Here is a 14,071-nt window from a genome sequence, read left to right as displayed (position 1 = left end):
ACCCCCCCCCCCCGCCCCCCGCCCCCCCCCGCCGCCCCCCCCCCCCCCCCCCCCCCCACGCCTGTTCGCGCTCAACCAAAACAATAAGAACGGACGGTACTTCTCATGCCTAGCGAACCTACTGGATCCTCCGTCGACTTCGAAAAAGTCGACTCTCAATACTTCCAACAACGCGAACTGAAAAAAGGCGCCGCCGGCTGGGTGTTGCTGGTCGGCCTCGGCGTTGCCTACGTGATCTCCGGCGACTACGCCGGCTGGAACTTCGGCCTGGCCCAAGGCGGCTGGGGCGGAATGTTCCTCGCCACATTGCTGATGGCCACCATGTACCTGTGCATGTGTTTTTCCCTGGCCGAACTGTCTTCCATGATTCCTACCGCAGGCGGGGGCTACGGTTTTGCCCGCAGCGCATTCGGGCCGTGGGGCGGGTTCCTCACGGGCACTGCGATCCTGATCGAATACGCCATCGCCCCCGCCGCCATCGCGGTGTTTATCGGCGCGTATTGCGAGTCGCTGTTCGGTATCGGCGGCTGGATGATTTACCTGGCGTTCTACATCATCTTTATCGGCATCCACATTTTTGGCGTGGGCGAAGCCCTGAAGTTGATGTTTGTGATCACCGCCGTGGCCGCAATCGCACTGGGTGTGTTCCTGGTCGCGATGGTGCCGCACTTCAATGTCGCCAACCTGTTGGACATTCCGGTGACCGAGGCCAAGGGTGCCAGCACCTTCCTGCCGTTTGGCTATGTAGGTGTGTGGGCCGCAATTCCTTATGCCATCTGGTTCTTCCTCGCGGTAGAGGGCGTGCCCCTGGCCGCCGAAGAAACCAAGAACCCGAAACGCGACCTGCCGCGCGGCCTGATCGGCGCCATTGTGGTGCTGACCAGTTTTGCCCTGCTTATCCTCGTGATTGCACCGGGCGGCGCGGGTACTTACGCGCTGGTCAAATCCGGCAACCCGCTGGTTGAAGCACTGGCATTGTCTTACGGCGGCTCGACCTGGATGGGCAGTTTCGTCAACCTGGTCGGCCTGGCGGGCCTGATCGCGAGCTTTTTCTCGATCATCTACGCCTATTCGCGGCAGATCTTCGCACTGTCCCGCGCCGGCTACCTGCCGCGCAAACTGTCCCAGACCAACAAAAGCAAGGCGCCAGTACTGGCCTTGGTGATCCCCGGCATCATCGGCTTTGGCTTGTCGCTGACCGGCCAGGGTGACCTGCTGATTCTGGTGGCGGTGTTTGGCGCAACCATTTCCTACGTGCTGATGATGGCCGCGCACATCACCCTGCGCATCCGTCGCCCCAAAATGGACCGTCCGTACCGCACACCGGGCGGCATCTTTACCTCCGGCGTTGCGCTGGTGCTGGCCTGCGTGGCCGTGGTGGCAGGCTTTCTGGTGGATCCACGGGTGGTGATTGGCGCCGCGATCATCTATGGAGTATTAATTGCTTACTTTGCTTTCTACAGCCGGCATCACTTGGTAGCAGGCACGCCTGAAGAAGAATTCGCGGCGATCCAGGCCGCAGAGGCCGCCTTGCACTAACTGCCGTAAACCTCGACGCGGGCCGCCGCCCGCGTCGTCAAGGAGACACTGTATGGCAAGCTTTTCCCACGCGGTGGGCGCACAAACCTACCGCTTCGACAGCCTCAAGGATGTAATGGCCAAGGCCAGCCCCGCGCGTTCCGGGGACTTTCTGGCCGGCGTCGCCGCACAGAACGACGGTGAACGGGTGGCGGCGCAGATGGCGCTGGCAAATATCCCGCTGAAGCACTTCCTGCAAGAAGTGCTGATCCCCTACGAAAGCGACGAAGTCACCCGCCTGATCATCGACACCCACGATAAACAGGCGTTTGCCGCCGTCAGCCACTTGACCGTGGGCGGTCTGCGCGACTGGTTGCTCAGCGATGCGGCCGACGAACATTCCTTACGCGCCTTGGCGCCAGGTCTGACACCAGAGATGGCCGCCGCCGTGTCCAAGATCATGCGCGTGCAGGACTTGGTGCTGGTGGCGCAGAAGATCCGCGTGGTCACGCAATTTCGCGGCACTATGGGCCTGCGTGGGCGTTTATCCACACGCCTACAACCGAACCATCCTACAGACGAACCGGCGGGCATCGCCGCGAGCATTCTGGACGGCCTGCTGTACGGCAACGGTGACGCCATGATCGGCATCAACCCGGCCACCGACAGCATCGCCTCGATCTGCGCCATGCTGGAGATGCTCGACGCGATCATCCAGCGCTATGAGATCCCGACCCAGGCCTGCGTACTGACCCACGTCACCACCTCCATCGAGGCCATCAACCGTGGCGTGCCGCTGGATCTGGTATTCCAGTCGATCGCCGGCACTGAGGCGGCCAACGCCAGTTTCGGCATCAGCCTGAGCGTGTTGCAGGAAGGCTACGAAGCGGGCTTGAGCCTCAATCGCGGCACGTTGGGCCAGAACTTGATGTATTTCGAGACCGGCCAGGGCAGCGCCTTGTCGGCGAATGCGCACTTTGGCGTCGACCAACAAACCTGCGAGACCCGCGCCTACGCGGTAGCCCGACATTTCAAACCGTTTCTGGTGAATACCGTCGTAGGATTTATCGGGCCGGAGTACCTCTACAACGGCAAGCAGATCATCCGCGCCGGCCTCGAAGACCACTTCTGCGGCAAGCTGCTCGGCGTGCCCATGGGTTGCGACATCTGCTACACCAACCACGCCGAAGCCGACCAGGACGACATGGACACCCTGCTGACCCTACTCGGCGTGGCCGGGATCAACTTCATCATGGGCATCCCCGGCTCCGACGACATCATGCTCAACTACCAGACCACTTCGTTCCACGACGCGCTCTACGCCCGGCAAACATTGGGCTTAAAACCGGCGCCGGAGTTTGAACAGTGGCTGGCAAAAATGGGTATCTTCACGCAAGCCGACGGCAAGGTGCACTTTGGCAACAGCCTGCCACCGGCCTTTCGCCAAGCTTTGGCGCAACTGGGATGAAGGAGCCGCCCGTGCAACTCGACCTGCCTGACAACCCCTGGCTGGAACTGCGCCGCCTGACCCCGGCGCGCATCGCCCTGGGCCGAACCGGCACCAGCATTCCTACCAATGCGCAGCTGGATTTTCAGTTTGCCCACGCCCAGGCGCGGGATGCGGTGCATTTAGCTTTTGACCATGCGGGCCTCAGCAGCCAGCTGGCCGAGCGCGGGCGTGAATCGCTGTTGCTGCACAGTGCCGCTGCCGACCGACACAGCTACCTGCAACGCCCGGACCTGGGGCGGCGCTTGAGTGATGAATCCGCCCAAGCGCTGCGCGACCATGCGTCAGCCAACCCCGGCGGCGTGGATTTAGCCGTGGTGGTGGCCGATGGTTTATCCGCCCTGGCCGTGCATAAACATACCCTGCCCTTTCTGACACGCATGGAAGAACAAACCCACGCGGAAGGTTGGTCCTTGTCGCCGGTCATCCTGGTGGAACAAGGCCGCGTGGCGGTGGCCGATGAAATCGGGCAATTGCTTGGTGCCAAGATGGTGGTGATCCTGATCGGCGAACGGCCGGGGCTCAGTTCACCGGACAGCCTGGGGCTGTATTTCACCTACAACCCCAAGGTCGGCCTCACCGACGCCTATCGCAATTGCATCTCCAATGTGCGCCTGGAGGGCCTGAGCTATGGCATGGCCGCCCACCGTTTGCTGTACTTGATGCGAGAGGCGTGTCGTCGCCAGCTGTCGGGGGTCAATCTCAAGGACGAGGCGCAGGTTCAGACCATTGAATCGGATGATCCGGACCTGATGAAAGGCAATTTCCTGCTCAGCTCACCGGATGACTGATCGCTGCACGATTGCGCTTTTTAGCGCCATTAGGCAGCATCGAGTCACGGCCGCTTGTGTGGTCATACCCCATTTGGAAGTTGAGGCCTGGCATGCGGATTACTCAAGCGACCCTGGAACACCTGGACCTGTTGACCCCGCTGTTCGTCAAATACCGTGAGTTCTACGGGGCCTTGCCCTTCCCGGATTCGTCACGGGCCTTTCTGGAGAAGCGCCTGCGCCGCAAGGAATCGGTGATTTACCTGGCTCTGGCGGATGATGACGACAAAAAACTGCTGGGCTTTTGCCAGCTGTACCCGAGCTTTTCGTCGTTGTCGCTCAAGCGGGTGTGGATCCTCAATGACATCTATGTGGCTGAAGACGCACGCCGGCAACTGGTGGCGGATAACCTGATGCGCACGGCGAAAAAAATGGCCAAGGAGACCCACGCGGTACGGTTGCGGGTATCGACCAGCAGCGATAATGAAGTGGCGCAGAAGACCTATGAGTCGATTGGGTTTCGCGAAGATACGGAGTTCAAGAACTACGTATTGCCGATCAGCGAAGACTGAACACCCCCATCACCTGCAGGAGCCGGCTTGCCGGCGATAGCATCACCTCGGTCTCACTGCTACACCGAGGCGCCTGCATCGCTGGCAAGCCAGCTCCTACAGGTGAGCAGCGACCGCCGCTGCATTGCGACATCCCCCGCTACAAAACCAACACGCTTTTCACCTCTCAATCCGTATAATGCGGACCTTTCAGGGTTGTAAGAATTGCGGCATACACTTGTAGCCTTATTACCCGAGCTTCCGCACAGGCCTGCTGAGCCGGGCCATTCACACAGGTGCCATCCATGGATTTCAACCCGCTCGACCTTATCCTGCATCTCGACGTCTACCTCGACCTGCTGGTAACCAATTACGGTCCGTGGATCTACGCCATTCTGTTCCTGGTCATCTTTTGCGAAACCGGCCTGGTGGTCATGCCGTTCCTGCCGGGTGATTCGTTGCTGTTCATCGCCGGCGCCGTGGCCGCAGGCGGCGGCATGGACCCGGTGCTGCTCGGCGGCCTGTTGATGCTGGCGGCGATCCTGGGCGACAGCACCAACTATGTGATCGGGCGAACGGCCGGGGAGCGCTTGTTCAGCAACCCGAACTCGAAAATCTTCCGTCGCGACTACCTGCAAAAGACCCACGACTTCTATGACAAGCACGGCGGCAAAACCGTGACCCTGGCGCGCTTCCTGCCGATCCTGCGCACGTTCGCGCCGTTCGTTGCCGGCATCGCGAAAATGCCCTACCCGCGCTTCTTCGGCTTCAGCGTATTCGGCACCATCCTGTGGGTCGGCGGCCTGGTAACCCTGGGTTACTTCTTCGGCAACGTGCCCTTTATCAAGAAAAACCTGTCGTTGCTGGTGGTGTTCATCATCCTGCTGTCGCTGGTTCCGATGATCATTGGCGTGTTCCGCAGCCGCTTTGGTCGCACGTCATCCGAAGCCAAGCCGCAGTAACCTGCGATGTGGTCCCTCAGCGCCTGGCGTCGCCGGCGCTTGCTGGCCAAGCACCCGATTGCCGATGACACCTGGCAACGGGTGCGCCACCACCTGATCTTCCTCGACGGCATCAGTGCCGAGCAGGACCAGTGGCTGCGCGAAGCCTGCGTGGTGTTCCTCGCCGAAAAGCACCTGACCGCCCTGCCCGGCGTCGAGCTGCACCAGGAACAACGCCTGCTGCTCGCCGCCCAGGCGCAATTGCCGCTGATGAACCTGGGTGACCTCGACTGGTACCAGGGCTTCCACGAAATCGTGCTGTACCCCGACGACTTCGTCAGCCCGCAGCGCCATCGCGACAGCAGTGGCATCGAACACGAATGGGACGGCGAACACAGCGGCGAAGCCTGGCAACAGGGCCCGGTGATCCTCGCCTGGCCCGGCGTGCTGGCCAGTGGCAACTGGGAAGGCTACAACCTGGTCATCCACGAACTGGCACACAAGCTCGACATGCTCAACGGCGACGCCAACGGCCTGCCGCCGCTGCACAACGACATGCGCGTGCAGGAATGGGCCAGCGTGATGCAGAGCGCCTACGACGACCTCAACCGTCAGTTGGACGCCAACCCGGACGCCGAGACTGAGATCGACCCCTACGCCGCCGAAAACCCGGCTGAATTCTTTGCCGTCACCAGCGAATATTTTTTCAGCGCCCCGGATTTGCTGGTCAGCCATTATCCCCAGGTGTACGCGCAACTCAGCCGCTTTTATCGCCAGGATCCGCTGGCCCGCCTCACCCAACTGCAAGCCAGCGACCCGCGCTACCAGCCACAAGGCGAATGACCGTACGACGTCTGGCGCATGGCATCGGCGTCAGAATGTGCCTATAATCGCCGCCACTTTTAGGCCAATCCGGCCATGTTCAATGGCCAATTAACGGGGGCAACGCCCAATGAGCTACAGCAAGATTCCGGCTGGCAAAGACCTGCCGAACGACATCTACGTCGCCATCGAGATTCCGGCCAACCATGCGCCGATCAAATACGAAATCGACAAAGACAGCGACTGCCTGTTCGTTGACCGTTTCATGGCCACCCCGATGTTCTACCCGGCCAACTACGGTTTCATCCCCAACACCCTGGCCGACGACGGTGACCCCCTCGACGTGCTGGTCGTAACCCCTTACCCGGTTACCCCAGGCTCGGTAATCCGCGCGCGCCCAGTCGGCATCCTGAACATGACCGACGACGGCGGCGGCGATGCCAAAGTTATCGCAGTGCCACACGACAAGCTGTCCCAGCTGTACGTGGACGTGAAGGAATACACCGATCTGCCGCCCCTGTTGCTGGAGCAGATCAAACACTTCTTCGAGAACTACAAAGACCTCGAAAAAGGCAAATGGGTGAAGATCGACGGTTGGGGCAACGCAGATGCCGCCCGCGCCGAGATCCTGAAGTCGGTCGCTGCCTACAAAGGCTGATACCCTCTCCTCATTGCCCCGGCAATTTAAAAAGCCCCGATCATTCGGGGCTTTTTTTGTGGGAATAATTAAACAGCAAGTTCAATTATTTATAGAAAATGTTTAATTTGAGTTTTAATCCGACGTATCAGGCTACAACTAAGCAAATACCTACATGACCAACTCAACGCATGGTTTATTTGATCTGTTTTCCCGGTCAGTAAGCTTTGTGTTTATGAATACATCAGGTGATCGTTTAAAAGCGCTACTGCGGGAAGTCCATCTTTCCGCCTCCGACTTCGCCAAGAACCGCGGCGTCACGCCTCAACACGTGAACAACTGGTTCAAGCGCGGTGTACCCATGGGCCGACTCAACGAGATCGCAGAACTGCTGTGCATCTCCAGCCGTTGGCTGCGCACCGGCGAAGGCCCCAAACACCCACCGGCCAACTTCCTGCTGGAAGGCCCGACGACCCGAAAAGGACTGCCCACCACCCGCGAAGGAAGCGGCAAATACCTCACAGGCCCCGCCTGTCTTCCAGAAAAAATCGACGTGGAGATCGACCTCCACCCCTCATTCACCTCCACCGAACGCATCCGCGTCACCCTGCACACCCTGCAAGCCCTCACCGTCAGCCCCGACCGCGCTTTGGGCGCCTACATGGTCGACAACAGCATGATCGACATCATTCAACAAGGCGCCACCCTCGCTATCGACCGAGGCCGCACCCAAATCATCGACGGCGAAATCTACGCCGTAGAACACGACGGCATGCTGCGCATTAAGTACCTCTACAACCGACCCGGCGGCGGGTTGCGGATGCGTAGCCACAATGCCGGTGAACATCCGGACGAGTACCTGACGTACGAGCAACGGTTTGAGCAGAATTTCCAGATTGTGGGGTGGGTGTTCTGGTGGTCCACGTTGAACAACCGCCGCCCGCCCGTGCCGCTGGATGAGCATTTATTGGGCTGGGAAGGCTCTAAATCGGATCCGGAGGTGGGCAACTGAGGTGAATGTGGGTATCATGCGCCGCACATTTGGCAGGGGGTGGCTTTAGGCTATTCACCCTGCTCGGCGATGCGGAGGAGTTCCCGCTGATGCCCCTACTATTCAGCCCGACGCAACGTGGGCTGAGCGATTTGAAGGCTGGTGAGGCTTGTCAAAAACAAGCTGAAGCAGTCCCCGAGAAGCCGGCCACAAGCCGGCTTTTTAATGTGCGCTCTACCATATTTCCAGCACAGCACTCATCGCTACAACATACTCGCAACTACCTCATCAAAATCAGCAAACCTCTCCTTCAACCGCTCAATCGTCCACCGCCACTTTTGTGTCCTAGGCCTATTCTGATTACCAAACATCCCAGTCTCCCGCACAGCCTGGCTCACTGGTACGGTCTCTAACCATTCAACCGACACGAAGTAATCACACCGCTCTGGATCGTCCACAAACTCAGCGTGATAATTGGCGCGCTTGGCAACCTCAAGCACCGGGCACTCCTCACCGTTCACACTCACGGTGAATTCGTTCGCCGGGGTCGACTTTCCACGCACCCTTCCAACGCCAACATAACCCTGCTGCGGAATATTCACCCATACACGATCACCCGGCGAAAGCAGCTGCAACGTTCTGCTATACCAAGCGCCGCCGCCACCTGAGATAAAGCCAAACTCCCTGGCGTCCTCCCATGAGCGAGATGTCGAATCTCCGAACGAGCAATAGAACTCACCGTTCCAAGGCTCGTTATGCCCCTCGCTCGCCGATACCGCATTCACTTGTGTCTGAACGGGATCGAGTAGCCAAGACCGACTCAACAGTTGCTGCTCACCCAGTTGGAAAATCTGAAAGCACAGCACGTTGATCGGAATATCTCGCTTGCTGAGGTATTCAACAATCCGCTCACTGCTTGCGTCTAACTCCGTCGCGACAATGACCAACTGATGGCTTTGATTTAGCTCGTCATCGTCCAAGGCACGTCCAAAACGACTTAAAAAGTCAGCATAGAGAGTATTTCCTGGTCTGAATCGCTCGTAAATCGCGCCGATCTCATTCGGCTGTAACCCCTGAACCCACGCAGCGTAATCGAGTGTCTGGGCAACAACGTCCCGAGGAGTGCGGTCGCGTTTGAGCTCAACCAGCACTAAGTTGCCGTCGGGAGCAATCGCCAGCAGATCAATGCGTCCACCTGAACTGGTTTTTTCTTGCTTGCCTATCAGCATCCACTCGTCCGAGAGAATGCCTGGTGAGTTGAGGATCATATTTTCAAGCAACTGCTCGCTGACCAATCGACTCAGAGGGAGCTTGGTCGGCGCAACACCGACGGTCCAAACATCCGTTTTTATAGGCAAGTGGCGCATCCTTGGTGAGGTGGAGTCTCGCGACTTTACCACCGTCGCACGCCACTCTGGCGAGTAGCGCAATTGGGCAACAGGCTGCTGCACAATTTGGATGGGATGATTGATATGTCGCCAATAGCAACATGAAAGAAAGACGTGTCGCAAAAAGCGGCAAATGACGACATAAGCGCAATACGTAAACATCCTGGCCGGGACGGCATTTGATCAGCAAATTGCTGACCAAATGCCTAATCTCACATCACTTCAGCTGCAAACACTCCACCGCCCGATCGGCCACCATCTTCGCCATCTCCACCAAATGCATCACCGCCCTCTGCGGCGCACCCAGCGTTTCCCCAAGCACCTGCGACGTAGCCACCGCACACTGCAGCAACTCCGCCACACGCACCCAGGCATCCTCAAAGCTCAGTTCTTCATTGACTACAAATGGGTTGGCTGCACGCGAAGAGCGTGAATCCGAACAAACGTTATCCATAGCAAAACCTCTAGCGGTAAGTGAATACCACCGTCTTTTCGCGACTAAACGAGTAGAGGTGGCGGCTGTACGCAGGTTAGTCGACCGGCCGCTAGGCACCGGCGCACCCGGAGGTGCCCTGCGCACAGCCACCATAAAGTGCAGGTGAGAAGACACCTGTCTTTGGGATGGCGCGTGCGCCTAGCGAAGTCCGGGCGACTAAACCCGATCACTGAATAAACCAGTGACGACCCGCAGCCTAGTCACGCACTCCCGCTGGCGCAATGCGCTTGGGATTCTCTCGGAAACGTCCTTCAAATGAAAGGGACTGATACTGCTGGCCCTCCAACCATTGTCACCTATGAGTTGACGGTATTACCGGTTTCACCAGATTTATCCCCCAGGCCCCACCCATTAATCTGTGCCCATGTTGAACGCAACGCCCAACCAACCTAAACAAAAAAGGATTCAACCATGAGCACTGCAACCTACAACCGCCTCAACAAAGACGACGCCATTGTTCTGCTGGTCGACCACCAGACCGGCCTGATTTCACTGGTGCAGGACTTCTCGCCCAACGAGTTCAAGAACAACGTGCTGGCACTGGCCGACCTGGCCAAGTTCTTCAACCTGCCGACTATCCTCACCACCAGCTTCGAGCAAGGCCCGAATGGCCCGCTGGTGCCAGAGCTGAAAGAGATGTTCCCGGACGCGCCCTACATTGCCCGCCCAGGCCAGATCAATGCGTGGGACAACGAAGATTTCGTCAAGGCGATCAAGGCCACTGGTCGTAAGCAGATCATCATCGCGGGTGTGGTGACGGATGTGTGCGTGGCGTTCCCGACCTTGTCGGCGCTGGCGGAAGGGTTTGAGGTGTTTGTGGTGACCGATGCATCGGGCACGTTCAATACCACGGTGCAGCAGGCGGCGTGGAGCCGGATGACGCAAGCGGGTGCGCAGTTGATGAACTGGTTCTCGGTGGCGTGTGAGTTGCACCGCGACTGGCGCAACGATATCGAAGGCCTGGGGAACCTGTTGTCCCAGCGCATTCCCAACTATCGCAACTTGATGAATGGTTACTCGGCGTTGACGGCGCGTAAGGACTAACTCAACGGCTGCACACACTAAGCCTGCCTTAAAACGCAGGCTTTTTTGGTTAACTAGCAATGCGCCATTAGCACACTTGCCCTAATTGTGACGGCACCGCCTCACCACTAAAGTCCTTCGCTTATTTCGAGCCTCAAGGAAGGACGCTATTGAATACCTTAACCAAAGTCGGGCGCTGCCTGGCACTGCTGCCCGTCTTGCTGATCAGCACAACGTCGGTATTGGCCGATGAAGAAACACCGATCGGCGACTGGTCGATCATCTACGGCAGCGGCCGCGCCCATAAAAACGTGATGTATGTGGCCGACCGTACCTCCGTGGTGCCCTCGAACCACAACAAGGGCGCGAAACTGGTGGCCGTCACGGTGGTGTATGAAGAACCGGGCAAGCCGATGATCGATGTGTACAACATCGAAGTGCAGTGCTCCACGCGCAAGGTGCGCTTTCTCAATGGCCAGTCGGTTGCACCGTTTTCCTACACCCTTACGCACTTGAAAGTCTCCAACACGTGGCAGACGCCAAAGGAGTTCTGGCTCGACCGCACGCTCGCGTATGTCTGCGAACCGGGCAAGAGCAAGGACACCATCGCCATGGGCAAGATGACCCACCTGCAGATGATCCAGACCACCAAGGCCATGTTCGAGCAGTTGGGGCCGACTCAGGAGAAGAGCCAGATGATCGACGACCTCGACGACATGTTGGGCAACAAGCGCTGAGCAACACTCACCTACAAGAAGGATTCACGATGCCTACATGGACACGGCTGTTGCTGGCTGGCCTTTTGTTGCCCGCGGTGCTGTTTATCAACGGGTGCCACCTGATTGCACAATCGCGCTGGGAAGGCCGTGACGTGCAAGAGGCGTTGGATTTATTCGGTAAGCCCGACTCGATGAAGAAGCAGAATGCGCCCAATGGCGACACGCAGGTGGTGATGACCTGGCACAAGTCCTCTTCATGGACGACCACTGAAGCCGCCGGGACTTCAATGAATCACACCGGGAACGGGATGGTGTACACGGAGTATTACCAGCAGGTCGGGCACAGTTCGGATTGCAAGCTGGAAGCCACGGTGGATAAGACGAAGAAGATCGTGCTGTTCAGGATTGAGGATGGTCGGATCCTGCATGGCAAGTGCCTGAATGTGCCATTTGTGCCGGGGTATATTCCGCCGGGGTTTTGAGGCTATCAGTCGGTTTTAACCCGCCAGCTCCCGCTCGATCTGCTCGATGCTTGGCAGGCTGGTTCGCAGCTCTGCGGGCAACGACTCAACCAGTTGATATTCCGCTACACCAATCGGTCGATTGTTATCGCGCAACGCATATTCGGCGACGACTTCGTTCTTGCTCTTGCACAACAGTAAGCCGATGGTGGGCCCATCTTGTGGATGTTTAAGCTGGGCATCGACGGCAGCCAGATAAAAGCTCAGCTTCCCCAGGTGCTCGGGTTTGAACTTGCCGGCTTTCAGTTCGATGACCACGTAGCAGCGTAGCTTCACGTGATAGAACAGCAGATCGACAAAGAACTCATCGCCTCCGACATCCAGCAGTACTTGCTGGCCGACAAAGGCGAAACCGGCGCCCAGCTCCAACAAAAAGTCGGTGACGTGCTTGATCAAGGCGTTTTCTATGTCGCGCTCCTGCGCGTCCAGGGCCAGTCTGAGGAAGTCAAAACGGTAAGGGTCTTTCAGCGACTCACGCGCCAGGTCGGATTGCGGTTTGGGCAGGTGGGTCTCGAAGTTGCTGACCGCCTTGCCACTGCGCTCCAACAAGCGGTTTTCGATGTGTATCACCAGCGAGTTACGCGACCAATTGTTCTCTATCGCCTGGGCTATGTACCAGCGGCGGGTTTCGGGGCCGGGGAGTTTGTCCAGTAATGCCAAATGGTGATACCAGGGCAATTGTGCAAGCACCTCTTGCACAAATTCAGCATCTGGCCACGCCTCGGCAAAAGCACGCATGTACTTGAGATTACGCGGCGAAAAACCCTTCATTCGGGGAAAGGCTGCACGCAAATCCTGGGCAAGTCTATCTATGACTTTGCTGCCCCAGCCCTGCTCCGCCTGGCGGGTCAAAATGTCGTGGCCGATCTGCCAATAGAGCAACACCAATTCCCGATTCACTGCCAGTGTTGCGCGCTGTTGCGCCGCATGAATACGGCCTTTCAGGTCGGTCAGCCAGTCACTGTAGCCCGCTGGTGGTGTGGTCAAGCCGATACAGGGTTCGCTCATGCCATGTCACTCTGGAGTTTTGAGGCAGGCTAGTCAGGCGCATTGACTGTCACAAGGGGCGAAGGTCGTTCCAAGAAGGACCCTTCAATAACTACAGAAACGTCCTGCTGGCCATTGCGGACTACTGACTTGACTCTCCCCTATACAGCAGCCTTTACCCTGGAACGCCCTGTTCAGGACCTCCCCATGACCCCGCGTACCCTGGTGATCCTCGGCCATCCTTCCGCCTCCAGCTTTTGTTCAGCCCTGGCCGATACCTACATACAGGCGGCAAAAACCGCCGGCCATGAAGTACGTGTCGTACGCTTGGGCGACTTGGCTTTCGACCCCGTCCTTCATCATGGTTACACCCAGATTCAGCCGCTGGAGCCCGACCTGCTCAGCGCGCAATCCGACATCCTCTGGGCCACTCAGCTGACATTTGTTTTCCCGATCTGGTGGGGCGGCATCCCGGCGTTGATGAAGGGTTTTATCGACCGAATCTTCCTACCCGGTTTTGCCTTTAAATACCGAGCGGGCAAGGCTTTTCCTGACAAACTGCTCCACGGCCGAACGGCACATTTACTGGTGACCCTGGACACGCCGCCATGGTATTACCGTTGGTTCTATCGCATGCCGGGCATTCACCAGATGCGCAAGACCACGCTGGGGCTTTGTGGTGTCAAGACTGCAAAGACGCTGCTGTTCGGGCCGGTACTGGGCTCCACTGCGGCGCAGCGGGATACATGGCTGAAACAGGCCGGCGCTTTAACGGAAAAAAGGAGTTTTCATGTACATCGGCAAAGCCGCGCAGTTGTCGGGCACGACCATCAAGGCGATTCGTCACTATGAGGCAATTGGGCTGCTGCCTGCGCCACAGCGTCAGGGCCAATACCGGGTCTATTCGGCGCAAAACGTTGAGCTGTTGATGTTTATCAAGTGCGCGCAGCAATTGGGGTTCAAGCTCAAGGAGTTGCAGGAGATTCTTTCAGGCCACGTAGGCAATGTATTGCCCTGGGAGCGGGCGGACCAGGCAATCGCAGACAAGAAGCAGGAACTGGCCCTGAAAATTGCCGCGCTACAGGAAATGCACGTGGGATTGCAGACATTTGAAGCACAGTTGAAAACATCACAAGAACAGTGCTCGTCAATGGCGCAAAGATCCTGACCGGCGGTGAGCCGAATAACATGGGTATTCGG

The 14,071-nt window shown here is 58.1% G+C and carries 16 protein-coding genes; 13 read left to right on the top strand and 3 right to left on the bottom strand.

Going from position 1 to position 14,071, the window contains the following annotated elements; genetic code table 11:
• Positions 1-105: 105 nt before the first annotated feature.
• From eat to WH299_RS19510, 8 genes are all read left to right on the top strand, one after another.
• Entirely contained in the window at positions 106-1,539 is a 1,434-nt protein-coding gene (gene eat / locus WH299_RS19545; RefSeq protein ID WP_017735607.1) for an ethanolamine permease, read from the top strand.
• 52 nt (positions 1,540-1,591) lie between these two features.
• Positions 1,592-2,986 carry an ethanolamine ammonia-lyase subunit EutB gene (locus tag WH299_RS19540; protein ID WP_028618091.1) on the top strand — a complete coding sequence of 465 codons (1,395 nt, stop codon included), beginning with the start codon at positions 1,592-1,594 and terminating at the stop codon, positions 2,984-2,986.
• Positions 2,983-3,816, top strand: coding sequence for an ethanolamine ammonia-lyase subunit EutC (gene eutC, locus WH299_RS19535; protein WP_122727854.1), 834 nt, complete (start codon positions 2,983-2,985; stop codon positions 3,814-3,816). Before WH299_RS19540 ends, eutC begins: the two co-directional genes overlap by 4 nt.
• Positions 3,817-3,908: 92 nt before the next feature.
• On the top strand, positions 3,909-4,367 hold the full coding sequence (locus WH299_RS19530; RefSeq protein WP_017735604.1) for a GNAT family N-acetyltransferase: 459 nt from the start codon (positions 3,909-3,911) through the stop codon (positions 4,365-4,367).
• Between the two features lie 284 nt (positions 4,368-4,651).
• On the top strand, positions 4,652-5,308 hold the full coding sequence (locus WH299_RS19525) for a DedA family protein (RefSeq protein ID WP_016978561.1): 657 nt from the start codon (positions 4,652-4,654) through the stop codon (positions 5,306-5,308).
• Between the two features lie 6 nt (positions 5,309-5,314).
• On the top strand, positions 5,315-6,130 hold the full coding sequence (locus tag WH299_RS19520) for a M90 family metallopeptidase (protein ID WP_339551036.1): 816 nt from the start codon (positions 5,315-5,317) through the stop codon (positions 6,128-6,130).
• A gap of 109 nt (positions 6,131-6,239) precedes the next feature.
• Positions 6,240-6,767, top strand: a complete 528-nt coding sequence (gene ppa / locus WH299_RS19515; protein ID WP_003219382.1) for an inorganic diphosphatase — start codon at positions 6,240-6,242, stop codon at positions 6,765-6,767.
• 214 nt (positions 6,768-6,981) lie between these two features.
• The gene (locus WH299_RS19510; protein ID WP_126570818.1) at positions 6,982-7,758 is read left to right on the top strand and encodes a LexA family transcriptional regulator; all 777 of its coding nucleotides are present in this window, start codon (positions 6,982-6,984) and stop codon (positions 7,756-7,758) included.
• A 242-nt stretch (positions 7,759-8,000) separates the two neighbouring features.
• Here WH299_RS19510 and WH299_RS19505 read toward each other — a convergent pair whose 3' ends face one another.
• Together WH299_RS19505 and WH299_RS19500 are read right to left on the bottom strand one after the other, a co-directional pair.
• Positions 8,001-9,095, bottom strand: coding sequence for a nuclease (locus WH299_RS19505; RefSeq protein ID WP_339551035.1), 1,095 nt, complete (start codon positions 9,093-9,095; stop codon positions 8,001-8,003).
• A gap of 247 nt (positions 9,096-9,342) precedes the next feature.
• Complete coding sequence (locus WH299_RS19500) at positions 9,343-9,579, bottom strand: hypothetical protein (RefSeq protein WP_126570796.1); 237 nt, start codon at positions 9,577-9,579, stop codon at positions 9,343-9,345.
• Positions 9,580-10,032: 453 nt separating this feature from the next.
• Between WH299_RS19500 and ycaC the strand changes: the two genes are divergently transcribed.
• The 3 genes from ycaC (at position 10,033) to WH299_RS19485 (ending at position 11,845) form a co-directional block, all read left to right on the top strand.
• Entirely contained in the window at positions 10,033-10,665 is a 633-nt protein-coding gene (ycaC, locus tag WH299_RS19495; RefSeq protein WP_016978556.1) for an isochorismate family cysteine hydrolase YcaC, read from the top strand.
• Between the two features lie 149 nt (positions 10,666-10,814).
• Positions 10,815-11,381: a hypothetical protein gene (locus tag WH299_RS19490; RefSeq protein WP_123475774.1), complete on the top strand. Its 567-nt coding sequence runs from the start codon at positions 10,815-10,817 to the stop codon at positions 11,379-11,381.
• 29 nt (positions 11,382-11,410) lie between these two features.
• Positions 11,411-11,845 carry a hypothetical protein gene (locus WH299_RS19485; protein WP_016978554.1) on the top strand — a complete coding sequence of 145 codons (435 nt, stop codon included), beginning with the start codon at positions 11,411-11,413 and terminating at the stop codon, positions 11,843-11,845.
• Positions 11,846-11,860: 15 nt separating this feature from the next.
• On the opposite strand, the gene WH299_RS19480 is transcribed toward WH299_RS19485, so the two are convergent.
• Complete coding sequence (locus WH299_RS19480; RefSeq protein WP_339551034.1) at positions 11,861-12,892, bottom strand: PDDEXK nuclease domain-containing protein; 1,032 nt, start codon at positions 12,890-12,892, stop codon at positions 11,861-11,863.
• A gap of 186 nt (positions 12,893-13,078) precedes the next feature.
• On the opposite strand from WH299_RS19480, the gene WH299_RS19475 reads away from it, so the two are divergent.
• Both WH299_RS19475 and WH299_RS19470 read left to right on the top strand, forming a co-directional pair.
• Complete coding sequence (locus WH299_RS19475) at positions 13,079-13,723, top strand: NAD(P)H-dependent oxidoreductase (RefSeq protein WP_339551033.1); 645 nt, start codon at positions 13,079-13,081, stop codon at positions 13,721-13,723.
• Positions 13,662-14,039: a MerR family transcriptional regulator gene (locus tag WH299_RS19470; protein WP_323624892.1), complete on the top strand. Its 378-nt coding sequence runs from the start codon at positions 13,662-13,664 to the stop codon at positions 14,037-14,039. Before WH299_RS19475 ends, WH299_RS19470 begins: the two co-directional genes overlap by 62 nt.
• Positions 14,040-14,071: the final 32 nt, after the last annotated feature.

Origin of the sequence: Pseudomonas sp. MYb541 (assembly GCF_037479595.1) — a bacterium.
Lineage (GTDB): Bacteria > Pseudomonadota > Gammaproteobacteria > Pseudomonadales > Pseudomonadaceae > Aquipseudomonas > Aquipseudomonas canadensis.
The sequence above is the reverse complement of the archived record's forward strand: the minus strand, read 5'-3'. Positions and strand labels throughout refer to the sequence as shown.

What these genes read in the sequence shown, in the direction of transcription:
- eat (WP_017735607.1), top strand. Translation starts at nt 106, where the DNA reads ATGCCTAGCGAACCTACTGGATCCTCCGTCGACTTCGAAAAAGTCGAC.
- WH299_RS19540 (WP_028618091.1), top strand. Translation starts at nt 1,592, where the DNA reads ATGGCAAGCTTTTCCCACGCGGTGGGCGCACAAACCTACCGCTTCGAC.
- eutC (WP_122727854.1), top strand. Translation starts at nt 2,983, where the DNA reads ATGAAGGAGCCGCCCGTGCAACTCGACCTGCCTGACAACCCCTGGCTG.
- WH299_RS19530 (WP_017735604.1), top strand. Translation starts at nt 3,909, where the DNA reads ATGCGGATTACTCAAGCGACCCTGGAACACCTGGACCTGTTGACCCCG.
- WH299_RS19525 (WP_016978561.1), top strand. Translation starts at nt 4,652, where the DNA reads ATGGATTTCAACCCGCTCGACCTTATCCTGCATCTCGACGTCTACCTC.
- WH299_RS19520 (WP_339551036.1), top strand. Translation starts at nt 5,315, where the DNA reads ATGTGGTCCCTCAGCGCCTGGCGTCGCCGGCGCTTGCTGGCCAAGCAC.
- ppa (WP_003219382.1), top strand. Translation starts at nt 6,240, where the DNA reads ATGAGCTACAGCAAGATTCCGGCTGGCAAAGACCTGCCGAACGACATC.
- WH299_RS19510 (WP_126570818.1), top strand. Translation starts at nt 6,982, where the DNA reads ATGAATACATCAGGTGATCGTTTAAAAGCGCTACTGCGGGAAGTCCAT.
- WH299_RS19500 (WP_126570796.1), bottom strand. Translation starts at nt 9,579, where the DNA reads ATGGATAACGTTTGTTCGGATTCACGCTCTTCGCGTGCAGCCAACCCA.
- ycaC (WP_016978556.1), top strand. Translation starts at nt 10,033, where the DNA reads ATGAGCACTGCAACCTACAACCGCCTCAACAAAGACGACGCCATTGTT.
- WH299_RS19485 (WP_016978554.1), top strand. Translation starts at nt 11,411, where the DNA reads ATGCCTACATGGACACGGCTGTTGCTGGCTGGCCTTTTGTTGCCCGCG.
- WH299_RS19480 (WP_339551034.1), bottom strand. Translation starts at nt 12,892, where the DNA reads ATGAGCGAACCCTGTATCGGCTTGACCACACCACCAGCGGGCTACAGT.
- WH299_RS19475 (WP_339551033.1), top strand. Translation starts at nt 13,079, where the DNA reads ATGACCCCGCGTACCCTGGTGATCCTCGGCCATCCTTCCGCCTCCAGC.
- WH299_RS19470 (WP_323624892.1), top strand. Translation starts at nt 13,662, where the DNA reads ATGTACATCGGCAAAGCCGCGCAGTTGTCGGGCACGACCATCAAGGCG.